Source organism: Nostoc sp. JL34 (assembly GCF_017114945.1).
Taxonomy (GTDB): Bacteria; Cyanobacteriota; Cyanobacteriia; order Cyanobacteriales; family Nostocaceae; genus Nostoc.
Window position 1 is genome coordinate 1 of record NZ_JABXKQ010000178.1, and the last position, 12,073, is coordinate 12,073.

Consider the following 12,073-nt stretch of genomic DNA (forward strand, 5'->3'; position numbering starts at 1 on the left):
CGGTTGATGGTTAAGAGGCTTGCTGCACCTTCTTAGATGTCAAATGGGTTCTATAAGTATCCCGCTCAGATTCACCGCGCAGACCCTTCAGGCGGTTCTGTGATAATTCTTCTATTGATAAGTTGAGTGACTGCACACGTGCAAGAATCTGCTGCCCCCAATCCTCATCTAGGGCAGCAGGTGTAAACAGTACCCGTTCAGGTATCCACAACCTTGGCGATCTTGTTTGTGTATCTGATCCTGAAACTTGGTCTGTAATTGTATTCAGCAATATCGTTCTCCGTTATGAAAGTTTGCTGATTTCTGCAATTAATTTTCCAGGACTTGCTTAATTCGTCGCTCTAACAAATCAAGATCCAAACTGCCTTCATCACGGTTAATTCGGCGCACAGTCGAATTAACATTACTTAAATTTACCAATAAATCTTGAAGAATTTCCTGCTGCTGACGGGCTTGGGTAACTTCGCGTGGCTCCTGTACCAAATCACGGATGATGGTATCTTCTGCGCGAGAGGCGATAATTGGATCGTTTTGCCCTTGAATGTGAACAAAGGTTCGTCGCCCTGGGCCTCGCTCCTCTTCTATTGGTATAACTGCTGTCACTTGGTCAGAACGCACATATTTACCAAATCCCAAATGGACTAGTTCTGATGAGAGTATTTTCATATAATTGAAGCGTTATTTTTATGTCTTACTTATATTGTAAAATCTATAAAAGTGACTTGAAGCCATAGAGCATACGGGTTATACCCAATTCCAGGTAGTAGTTTCCTTTAGCAATTAGCTGCTTGATATCTCTCGTGTCAGTCACACTATTCCTACTTTCTACATAGCCTCAAGTTTTGGAATAGGCGATACCTACGGTGAGCTACACTAACGCACTTCATAAAGCGATCGCAATTTGAGGATATCTTGCCATTCGAGATCGGAGAATGGTTGGGTAACTAGTTCGATGTCAAAGTACTGTTTTGCCGTCTCTGTCAATGTATCCACAATCTTGACAATCCAATCAGCCTCTTCCTGTGTGTTGCAAAATGAGGTATTCCACGGAGCCAGTTGTTCAAAGATTTCCTCAAATAAACCTTTGTCCGTAGACAAAATCATTGAGCCGTGTTGAAGAATGGTATTTCTTCCCTTGCGTTGGGCACTACCAATAAATTTACTTCCATCGGCTGTAACCAAGTCAGCTGCTGTTGCTGTGTTGAAGCAACTGGGATTATGAATGTAACCTCGTCCAGCAGAACCATAACTTAACTCAATACCCAAGGTTTGCCAGCCTTGGATTAAAAAGTTACAGATTTTTTCATAAGTACCCCAGCTTTTTCCAGTACTAGCTGAGGTAATCACAGAGTAGGTCAAGTTTCCTTGGTGGAGAACAGCTCTACCTCCCGTTGGACGACGAACTAAATCGAGTAGCTGTCCCTGGTAAATCAGATTATGCCACTCGGCAGGCCATTGTTTTTGCAAATGTCCCAAGGAGAGAGCATAAGGCCACAAGGTATAAAAACGCAGGGTAGGCGGATGCTGTCCCTTTTCACATTGCTTGAACAACCAAGCATCGATCGCCATTTGCACTGCTCCCGATGTCTGAAGCATTGGGATGAAACGCCAGGTGGATGGTGATTCCATTGCTAGTTGTTTCATTGGTTTCTTAGGAAAGGGATATTACTGCTAAGGGCCTGAGCAAGAATATGTAACTATGAACAAAGATAAACATATTTTTTCATAATTTTGATGAATAAAGGTAGTACCTGAAGATGATGAAACCCCCAACGAGTTACTATGATGCTGAGTTTGGACAGATGAGAATCGAAGATAATCACTGGACTTTAGCAGAATGTGCTGTTTTGGGCGATCGCCGTGTACCGATTTTCGTGGATTTTGAACACGGGCAGATTGGGGAACTTTCATCGCTTCAGCGTGAAGCTATTCGGCAAGCTCTAGCCTTACCACCGGACGTGTTACGCATCACTGCTCCTCTGGTGCTGCAAAATTATGATGTATATCGTGACATGATTGGAGATGAGTCAATGCCGCCCCTGGCTAATCCCATTCAGGTCTGGAATCAGGTCACTTTCTCATATATCTATGTGCCACCCCACGTTGAGTATGACCTGCATATTGCTACTTTTGAGTTGATAGCTGAGTGTGACTGGGAGCCAGAACACGGCTTAGAAGTGCGCTTTCGCAATGGAGTAGCAGACGATGCAGATCAGATAGGTGAAACAGGACGGTAAAAACTATCTCGTGAAAATCTAAAATTCCGTGATGACAAAATCAAATAATTGATGTGCCATTTCTAATTTAGGACAAGGTGCTATTTCTACCTGATTTCCTTGATTATCTAAAAATATGGCTTGATTATTATCACTCCCAAAACCACTATCAGGTCGATCGATGGGATTAGCAACGATCGCATCAAGTTTTTTATTGTGTAATTTTTCTAATGCTGGCTTGACAATATCCCCAGTTTGTGCTGCAAAACCAACTAATCTTTGATGCGGCTGTTTGAGTTGTGCTAACTGGGCAACTATATCCGGTACGGGTTCTAAAGGTAAAGCTTGGGGGAGCGATCGCTTGGGCAATTTCTCTGTACTATAATCTCGTGGTTTCACATCTGCCACTGCCGCCGACATGACAATGATATCAGCGTTGGGTAAACATTCCACCATCACGTTCTGCATTTGCTCGGCACTAACAACGGGAATTGCTTTTACTCCCAATGGTACATCCCAATTGGCTGGGCCATGTACCAAAGTGACGTTTGCCCCTCGGTGAAGTGCAGCTTGCGATAGCGCCAATCCCATTTTACCTGTGGAAGGATTACCAATAAACCTCACTGGGTCAACATACTCTCGCGTTCCCCCAGCGCTAATTAACACTTGTTTACCTGCTAAATCTCGTTTGCCTTGAGTGTGTAACAACGATTGGATGTGAGCGAATATTTCTGGAGGTTCTGCTAATCTACCAGCACCGATGCGATCGCACGCTAATAATCCTGATGCTGTATTCATTCCATGATATCGGCTATCTATCAATAGCTGTTGCCAATTTCGCTGCACTGATAGCTGTTCCCACATGTCCGTATTCATTGCGGGTGCTAACAGTGCGGGACAAGTAGAAGCCAGCACAGTATTTGTGAGTAAATTATCTGCCATTCCGGAGGCTAACTTGGCTAATGTATTAGCTGTCAAAGGGGCAATCACCATAATATCTGCCCATTCACCCAACTCAATATGCAACGGACGAGAGTGAGTTGGTTGCCAGAAATCATCATCTGTGTAGGCGGGATGACGAGATAGGGTTGATAAAGTCAGAGGCGTGATAAATTTTTGCGCCGAACGGGTGAGGATAACTCGAACCTCTACCCCAGTTTTAAACAGCGTCGAAACCAATTCACAGATTTTGTAGGCGGCGATACCGCCACCTACACCAATTAGAACCCTGTTCAATTTTGGATTAGTCATGGTAAAAAGTTAGGAGTGAGTCGTTCAAAAATTAGTACTCAATAGTTATAAATCCTAATTCTTAACTCCTAACTCCTAACTCTCAACTACGCTTCATCGTAAGGTTCCAAGTCTAAGAGGTAGATATAGGGTTCAACTAACTCTGGACGCTGAAATGCGATCGCTCGCAATAGATGCCAATCATTTAAACCCTCAAAAGCATTACTATAATTATCCAGTTCCAGACGTGTAGCTAGTTCTTCTACTTCTGCCGCAGTCACGGCAGCAATTTCTTTTTGGGAAATGCTTAGAGTTGTCATAATGCTTGCCCCTCCCTTATGCAGCACTCGCCTTCAGCATGGGTTAAGTTGCGCTCTTTCGCAGCCACCCAATATATATTACTCATTAGAGGTGATTAATTTCGTGAAAATTGTCAGAATTTGTACCAGAAGTTATAAAAAATTCGTAATCCTGACTAGCCAATTGTTTTTACAACGAAATTTCGTAGCACCTCTAACGTTTCTGGATATATTTCATGCCCCATATCAAATTCGTGGTATTCTACCGCCACTCCTAGAGACTTTAGAGTTTCTTGTGCCTTCAAAGCAGCTTTCAGGGGCACAACTTCATCATATCTCCCATGAGTAATTAAAGTCGGAGGTATCTCACTTTTAGCTGCTGTTAGTGCGTCTGGATGTAAATACCCGCTCATGACAACTAAACCTGCTAAGGGCAATTTTGAGCCGACATCTAAAGTCATTGCTCCGCCTTGAGAAAATCCACTGAGAATAGTGCGTGATAAAGGTACGCCAGTGGTACTTTCTAAAGATTCCAAAAAATCTGTTAGCACTTGCCGACTTTCTGCCAACCCTTCATACATATTTTCTACCCGCAGGTCATACCATGCCCTCCCTATAGGGGAATAGGGATAAGGATAAGGTGCATTGGGTAATACAAACTGGTAATCAGGTAACTTGATCAAGGGTAATAATGATGCTACATCCTCAGCATTGGCACCCCAACCATGCAAAGTGACAATTAAGCCTGCGGGGGGTTGAGAAGTTGTTGGGGAAACGGTAATAGCTTGTAAAGACAGAGGTTTACTCCTAAAATTCTACTTTTGTACATAGATCCTATCTCTTCAAGCAGACTTAGACAGAAGTCAGATTTCCGAGTTATAGCAACCGCCATAATTAAAAACTAAGTAGTTAGACAGAATTAATTACACAATGTCATTGCGAACGCTCGCAATGACTGTAAATATTTTTGTCCGACTACTTATATTAAACAATGCCCTAAAATTACTGATTATGCGTTGAAAATTTCCCATGCTATTTGATGCGTTTAAAAATCGTAAATCTCCTAAAATCGAATTCATCAAGACTGACCCAACCTGGTGCGTAGCGTGGGGAAAAGTTGATGAAAACTATCAAGATATAGCTTGGCGAGATGAAAAAATTTCTGTGATTCTACCACTCACCACTTCGGAATCTCTGACGGAAAAATTAGCAATCAGTTCTGGAGGACGATTTGTTGTTGTTGGTGATGTTTGGTTAACTAACCGAGTGCAGTTGCTGCAAAAGTTAGGAATTGAACCGGATAGCTTTCAAGAAACTTTTCTGCAACTAGTAGCCAATCTTTGGGAACGATGGGGCAATGAAAATCTTAGCCAACTTGTGGGGATGTTTGCGCTAGTGGTTTGGGATACAGAAAAACAGGTGTTGAAGTTGGTTCGCGATCGCATCGGTGTTCGGACTCTCTATTACACTACCACTGGTTCGGTGCGTTGGATTGCGCCTCAACTGAGAACTTTATCACCCCATCGTTCATCTGATTTAGATTTAGTAGCTTTGCGAGATTATCTTTGTTGTGCTTTTGTCCCCGGAGAACGAACCCTTTGGGAACAGGTGCGGGAACTGCGACCTGGAACCGTTTTAGAATTTCCTGACCACAAAGTTACAGCTTATTGGCAGCTTCAAGAACAGATTATCGCAATAGATCAACCTTTAGCATGGCATGGCGATCGCTTGCGAGAACTCCTAGATCAAGTTGTTCAAGAATATTTACCACCAGCAAATGAACCCGTTGGGGTTTTTCTTTCTGGTGGTTTGGACTCTAGCGCTATCACTGCTTTAGTAGCAAAATTCCACAAAGCACCAGTTCACACCTTCTCGATTCATTTTGGTTCAGAATCTCCCAATGAGTTGGAATTCTCCAGTCTCGTTGCATCTCATTGCCAGACACAGCACCACATTTTGGAAATTACTTTTAAGGATATGTGGTCACGCCTGCCGGAAACAATGGCCTATTTAGATGACCCCATTGGTGACCCCCTGACTGTTCCCAACCTGTTGCTGGGACAACTGGCCAGAGAAAGCGTAGAAGTAGTTTTAAATGGTGAAGGTGGCGACCCCTGTTTTGGTGGGCCAAAAAATCAGCCAATGCTAATTAATAGTTTATATGGCTCTGTCACCAATCAGGATGCATTGCAAGCTTATTTAATTTCCTTTCAAAAGTGCGCTGTTGACTTACCACAACTTTTAAAACCAGAAGTTTGGACAGCAATCCAAACAGCCCCTTGGGTATTTGCAGAAGATTTATATTCCCAAGCTAGCTATCTGAATCGTTTGATGGCAATGAACATCAAATTTAAAGGCGCAGATCAAATTCTGACAAAAGTCAGTAACTTAACTCAAGCAGCCCTTTTGCAAGGTCGTTCTCCCCTGTTTGACCAACGAATAGTAGACTTAAGCATGGAAATCCCTCCAGAGTATAAACTTTCTGGAGTGGAAGAAAAAGCAGTTTTAAAGCAAGCGATTACCTACGGTACGTCTTCGACGAACGCAGATATTTTACCAGACACAATTATTCATCGTCCCAAAAGTGGCATGATGGTGCCAGTGCAGTTAGGATTTCGGAAATATTGGCAACAAGAAGCCAGAGATTTATTACTCAATCGGAATGCGGCTATCACTCCTTACTTGAACCAGTTGCCAATTCGCAATTGGTTAAACTATCAAGGAGATACTTGGAACCGTTATGGGGTGAAACTGTGGTTGCTTGTGAGTTTAGAAATTTGGTTACAAGTAAATCAAAAAGCACGGTAGTGAAAGCAACAAAAGGATACGCGATGACTAGGTTGGTCTACGCCTCCGCTATCAGTGTGAGTGCTGTTGTATAAATATTTCCTGACTTATGTCAGCATTTTTTGTTTTAAAAACCACTGAAAAAGCGCATTTTCAGTTGATTGGCGATTTTTTGTGAATTTATTTTTAATTATTTACTAAACTGATCTGCATTTGGGGTGTACTCTCAATATACGGTAACTATCACACTCGACCTTTAAAAGAAATTACACCCAGAGGTGAATACCATGAAAAATTATGCTGAACAGCAGGAATTTATATTAGGCCAAATCAAAAATAAATATTTTCAGCGGCGGGATTTCAGTGGATGTGACTTGAGGGGAATCGATCTCAAAGGAATTGATTTAAGTGGAATTAACTTCATCGGAGCGGATTTGCGTGGTGCTAATTTAAGTGGCTGTGTTCTGACTCGTGCTAATTTAAGTGGCGCAAATTTAATGCAAGCTAGCTTACGTGAAGCTAATTTGTATGAAGCATCTTTGTGTGAAGCCAATTTGAATAATGCTGATTTAACACAAGCAAATCTGTGTGGAACTTTCTTGTGGAGGGTGAAATTCACAGGTAGTAATCTTTGGGGTGCTTCTTTGTGTGATGTGGATTTGAGAGAAGCAGACCTAAGTGAAGCCAAATTAATTGAAGCATCGCTGATTGAAGCTAACTTAAGTTTTGCAAATCTTGCAGGAGCAAAGCTATGTGGAGCAAAATTACTAGAAGCTAATTTGACTGAGGCTAACTTAACTGGTGCAGACTTGACATGGGCAAATTTAACCAAGGCAAACTTGAGTAAGGCAAACCTTTGGAAGGCAAACCTGATTTATGCGAAGTTCCGGGATACTATCATGCCTGATGGCACAATTGAGCAATCTCAGATAGTTATTTATTAGTTAGGAGTAGCCCTGCAAAGTTAGATAATTTTACGTCCCAACAATCGCCAAAGTTGTAACCAAGGGTTCTTAAACCATAGACTAGGTTAGCTTCGACTTGTATATACAGCGAGTCTGAGTAAGGGAAAGCTCAAGAAAAGGCGAGTTAAGACATCTTCTGTTGGTGTCTCAAGTATTGAATTTTATCTTTAATGACTTCACAATGTTCACTCTCAGCCAAACAGCGATTTTGTGTGGCGCGAATCAGAAAATCTGAACCAGGACGACGCGGACAGGCAAATAAGTCATAAATATCGGCTTCTCTATCGGCAATCGTCACTACTTGTACTGTCGCAGGAATGTGTGGCGATTATAAATCTTCCGGCGCTCGGAATTTTAGTATTTATTTTACTTTAGTTATTACAGTAATAATACTGTAGCAAATATTGTATTTATAGCATAGATTTGTACTTAGTTATAATATTAATTTTTTTGTTTTAGCTCAATAAAAAGAGGTTTTAATTACCCATTCAATTTAGGCATGGAAGCGGATATCTAATATTCGCTTCCTATTTAGTGCTGTGTTCCTAAAGTCTTAGATTCGAGTTAACAGTTAAAAGTTGCCAAATTTTATTTACTAACAATAATCAGGGTGCAACTGCAAAAAAACAAAACTTCTAAAACCTAAATTAATTGTGCAGAGGAATTGTAAATGCCAACCAATACAGCGCCAATACTGGACGACACTGGTAATCCCACACTGGTCACTATTACCCAAAATGTGACCAACGCCGATAACCTCGGTACTCTAGTTTCTGCCATCCTTGCCACAGGTGGCAACCCCATTATTGATGCAGACACAGGTGCAGTGGAGGGAATAGCCGTCATTGGTGTAAATAATACCCACGGCATTTGGCAATACTCCACAAATGGCGGTAACAACTGGATTAATTTCGCTGTGTCCGCCACTTCAGCTACATTGCTCAGAGATACAGAAAAAGTCCGTTTTATCCCCAACGCTGGCTACAACGGTAGGGCTCAAATCACCTTCCGTGCTTGGGATACTTCAGATGGCAATGCTAGTGGCACTACTGGCATAAATCCGGGTGTTGGAGGGGGCACAACAGCCTACAGTACTGCTACAGAAACTGCTAGTATTGCGATCGCACCTCTTGTAGGATTAAGACCTTATTCCATCGTTACAGGCGACTTTAATAAAGACGGTAATATCGATTTGGTAACGGTAAACAAGTCCTCCCAAAGCGTTTCCGTACTCTTGGGAAAGGGTGATGGCACTTTTAATCCTGCCAGCAACTTTAGCGTGGTCGGGTTCAATGGATTAAATCCTTATTCTATAGCTGTAGCTGACTTCGACAAAGACGGAAAATTGGATTTGGTAACGGCAAATAATTCCTCCAGTAACATTTCGGTGCTATTTGGAGATGAGAAAGCTACTGGTGGCTTTGGGCCTGCTATCAATTTTTCTTTGCCATCAGGATCATCTCCCATATCCGTCGTGGTAGGCGATTTCAATAAGGATGGAAAACCTGACATAGTAACTGCAAACAACGCTTCCCAAAATGTTTCAGTATTGTTGGGAGATGGTGATGGCGGCTTTGCAACTGCCAAAAACTTTAAAGTTCCCAGCCGTCCGACTTCCGTCACAGTGGGCGATTTCAATGGGGATGGAAAATCTGACCTAGCGGTGACAAGTTCTTACTTCAACAACGTCTCAATCCTGTTGGGAAAGGGTGATGGCACTTTTAACTCAGCCACCCAATTTGACGTAGGAACAAATCCTCATTCTGTCACCCTAGGCGACTTCAATAAAGACAGCAAATTGGACTTGGCCGTGGCGAATTCGGACTCTAACAATGTCTCGGTGCTGTTGGGCAATGGTGATGGGACTTTTAAGCCTGCCACCAACTTTAATGTGGGGTTAAATCCCGTATCCGTCACAGTAATTGACTTCAACGGGGATGGAAAATCTGATCTAGCAGTCGCAAATGCAGACTCAAACACGGTTTCAGTCCTGCTAGGAAATGGTACTGGCAGCTTTGGAAATGCCACAAACTTTGACGTAGGTACAACACCCTATGCTGTCACCGGAGGCGACTTCGACAAAGACGGTAAATCTGACTTGGCGGTGGCCAACAGTGAATCTAAAAACGTTTCGGTGCTACTTAATAATCCCGCCGAGTTTAATGTTCCCGTTCCCCCTCAGCCGATACTCATCAACGAAATTCTCTTTGATCCCCCGAGTACAGATAGCCCTAAAGAATACATCGAACTGCGTGGTACTCCCGGTGCAACTCTAGCACCAGGAACTTATCTAGTTGGGATTGAGGGTGATTCTGGCTCCTCCAATCCTGGCAATGTGCAAGATATTTTTGATTTGTCTGGTAAGAAGTTTGGAAGCAATGGGTTGCTGGTTCTGTTACAAAAAGGCAATACTTATGCAGTCAACCCTCAAGCAAATGTCCTAACTAATACTGGAAGTGGAGCCGGATGGGGAAGCGGAGCCTCTAGTTCAATCGGTCACACTGGTCAGAGCGGTGCAACTGACATAGAAAATAACTCTGTTAGCTTTTTCCTGATTCAAAGTACTGCTGCACCCACTCTTAGCAATGATATTGACTCAAATGACGATGGTATTGCTGATGGTACTGTGTACTCAAATTGGACTGTGCTGGATTCTGTTTCTGTTTTAGATGGCACATCTACTACAGACAGAGCATATAGCTCGATTGTATTTAGAAAAGGTTCTACTGGCGGTTCCGTTCCAGCTAATGCCACAGTTGTTGACACCTCATTTATACCTGGATATGTAGGGCGTTCAAGTAACACTACTGGTTCAACAGCCTCAGATTGGGTAGGGAGTTTAATCAGCGGGACAGCACCAAATTTGACATTAGGTACTGGTACTAACACATCACCTGGAAACTTTGCTGGTCAACCGTTGAATCACATTGGGGATACTAACTTTGCTCCTCCAGCTAATGTCAATTACGCCATTTCAACTGCTACCCCAACTCTAAATGAAGGTAATACTGCTAGTAAAACTGTCACTTTCACGGTGACTCGTAGTAGTAATACTGCCATTGCTAGTACCGTAAATTATGCTCTAGATGGCACGGCAACTTTTGGCACTGATTACAACACCATTAAGGTTGCAGGTGCAACAGGTGCCGTATCTGGAGCCTTAATTTTTGCTGCTGGGGAAACAACAAAGATTATTACCTTAAATGTTTTGGGTGATAAGACTACTGAACTCGATGAAACCATAAATCTCACGCTGAGTCACCCCAACCAAACAGTTGCGATCGCTCCAGCTACAGTTACCATACTTGATGATGATAATGCACCCACTATCTCCATCCTAGATAAAAGCGGCAACGAAGGCAGCGGCAATCTTGTTTTTACCGTCAAACTCTCCAATGCTAGCACTAACGTCATTACAGTCGCTTACAACACTAGTAATGATACTGCGATCGCTGGCGTAGATTACACCGCAGTCACGGGCAGCCTGACTTTCAATCCTGGAGTTATCACTCAAACAATCAGCGCACCGATTCTCAACGATTTCATTGCTGAATCAAGTGAGCGCTTTTTTGTCAATCTCATCAATCCCACTAATGCTAGCATCGCTGATAATCAAGCTATTGCTACTATTACGGACAACGATACAGCAGGTTTCACCATCTCTCCTGCGACTGCACTAATAACTACCGAAGCTGGTGGCACGGCGAGCTTCAGTATCCAACTCACTAGCCAACCGACTGCTAATGTCACCTTAAATTTGAGTAGTTCCAAGGTGAGTGAAGGTACTCTCTCTGTTCCTAGTGTCACATTTACCACAGCTAACTGGAATACACCCCAAACAATCACAGTTACAGGTGTTAATGATGGTATTGCAGATGACAACATTGCTTACCAAATCATCACTGCCAAAGCCGTAAGTACTGATGCTAAATATAACAATCTCAACCCTACTGATCTTGATGTTATCAACATTAAAAACGGCAACCAAGTCAATAGCATTATCACAGGTTCAGCCAAAGTTGATAATTTGCAGGGAACTAGCTCAGACGATCTGATTTTTGGCTTTGCTAGTAATGACGTAATTGTTGGCGGACTAGGAAATGATCAGATTTATGGCGGTTTGGGTACTGATAATCTGACAGGGGGTGCAGGTAGTGATATATTTGTACTTGCCAAAGGTGAAGGTAGAGATACTATCAAAGACTTCAACACTAGTGAAGATTTGATTGCCTTATCAGGTGGTTTGCTCTACTCAGGTTTGTCTATTACTCAGAGCGGCAACGATACCTTAGTTAAGATTACTGCCAATAACGAAAGTCTTGCTCTGTTAACTGGAATTCAGGCATCAACTTTAAACGCTAGCTATTTCATTACTTATTAGTACAGTCCGGTGGAAATAAGTAGGTAGAAATAAACACAATACACAGTAGCAATCACCACAGAGATTACTACTTTTTTAACAAGAAAGATTCAATTCTGAATCCTGTGTGGGTGAATCTCGCCATTGATACAAACTAAATAAACGTGAGTTCGACGGATAGAAAACGGCAAAAAGCTTGCTAGATATGAAACATGA

Annotated in this window: 11 protein-coding genes; 4 read left to right on the plus strand and 7 right to left on the minus strand. The window is 42.4% G+C overall.

From position 1 onward, the window contains the following. Nucleotides 1-10: 10 nt before the first annotated feature. From HWQ44_RS32250 to HWQ44_RS32260, 3 genes are all read right to left on the minus strand, one after another. Nucleotides 11-271 (minus strand): hypothetical protein, encoded by a 261-nt coding sequence (locus HWQ44_RS32250; protein ID WP_292726375.1) that lies wholly within the window; start codon nt 269-271, stop codon nt 11-13. A 38-nt stretch (nt 272-309) separates the two neighbouring features. After that, on the minus strand, nt 310-666 hold the full coding sequence (locus HWQ44_RS32255; protein WP_292726377.1) for a hypothetical protein: 357 nt from the start codon (nt 664-666) through the stop codon (nt 310-312). Nucleotides 667-873: 207 nt separating this feature from the next. After that, nucleotides 874-1,644 (minus strand): lipoate--protein ligase family protein, encoded by a 771-nt coding sequence (locus HWQ44_RS32260; RefSeq protein ID WP_292726379.1) that lies wholly within the window; start codon nt 1,642-1,644, stop codon nt 874-876. Nucleotides 1,645-1,757: 113 nt separating this feature from the next. Here HWQ44_RS32260 and HWQ44_RS32265 point away from each other — a divergent pair, with 113 nt between their 5' ends. Next, the gene (locus tag HWQ44_RS32265; RefSeq protein WP_292726382.1) at nt 1,758-2,237 is read left to right on the plus strand and encodes a hypothetical protein; all 480 of its coding nucleotides are present in this window, start codon (nt 1,758-1,760) and stop codon (nt 2,235-2,237) included. An 18-nt stretch (nt 2,238-2,255) separates the two neighbouring features. Here HWQ44_RS32265 and coaBC read toward each other — a convergent pair whose 3' ends face one another. The 3 genes from coaBC to HWQ44_RS32280 form a co-directional block, all read right to left on the minus strand. Next, nucleotides 2,256-3,467: a bifunctional phosphopantothenoylcysteine decarboxylase/phosphopantothenate--cysteine ligase CoaBC gene (gene coaBC / locus HWQ44_RS32270; RefSeq protein ID WP_292726383.1), complete on the minus strand. Its 1,212-nt coding sequence runs from the start codon at nt 3,465-3,467 to the stop codon at nt 2,256-2,258. Nucleotides 3,468-3,553: 86 nt separating this feature from the next. After that, nucleotides 3,554-3,766: a DUF2555 domain-containing protein gene (locus HWQ44_RS32275; protein WP_292726384.1), complete on the minus strand. Its 213-nt coding sequence runs from the start codon at nt 3,764-3,766 to the stop codon at nt 3,554-3,556. 155 nt (nt 3,767-3,921) lie between these two features. Further along, nucleotides 3,922-4,542 carry an alpha/beta hydrolase gene (locus tag HWQ44_RS32280; RefSeq protein ID WP_292726393.1) on the minus strand — a complete coding sequence of 207 codons (621 nt, stop codon included), beginning with the start codon at nt 4,540-4,542 and terminating at the stop codon, nt 3,922-3,924. Between the two features lie 232 nt (nt 4,543-4,774). Between HWQ44_RS32280 and HWQ44_RS32285 the strand changes: the two genes are divergently transcribed. After that, a complete protein-coding gene (locus tag HWQ44_RS32285; protein WP_292726385.1) occupies nt 4,775-6,553 on the plus strand; it encodes an asparagine synthase-related protein in 1,779 nt (592 codons plus the stop codon). Between the two features lie 266 nt (nt 6,554-6,819). After that, entirely contained in the window at nt 6,820-7,476 is a 657-nt protein-coding gene (locus HWQ44_RS32290; protein WP_292726387.1) for a pentapeptide repeat-containing protein, read from the plus strand. A gap of 145 nt (nt 7,477-7,621) precedes the next feature. Here the strand turns inward: HWQ44_RS32290 and HWQ44_RS32295 are convergent, their stop codons facing one another. Continuing rightward, complete coding sequence (locus HWQ44_RS32295; RefSeq protein WP_292726389.1) at nt 7,622-7,795, minus strand: hypothetical protein; 174 nt, start codon at nt 7,793-7,795, stop codon at nt 7,622-7,624. A 372-nt stretch (nt 7,796-8,167) separates the two neighbouring features. Here HWQ44_RS32295 and HWQ44_RS32300 point away from each other — a divergent pair, with 372 nt between their 5' ends. Beyond that, nucleotides 8,168-11,878 (plus strand): FG-GAP-like repeat-containing protein, encoded by a 3,711-nt coding sequence (locus HWQ44_RS32300; RefSeq protein WP_292726391.1) that lies wholly within the window; start codon nt 8,168-8,170, stop codon nt 11,876-11,878. The last annotated feature ends 195 nt before the right edge of the window (nt 11,879-12,073 follow it).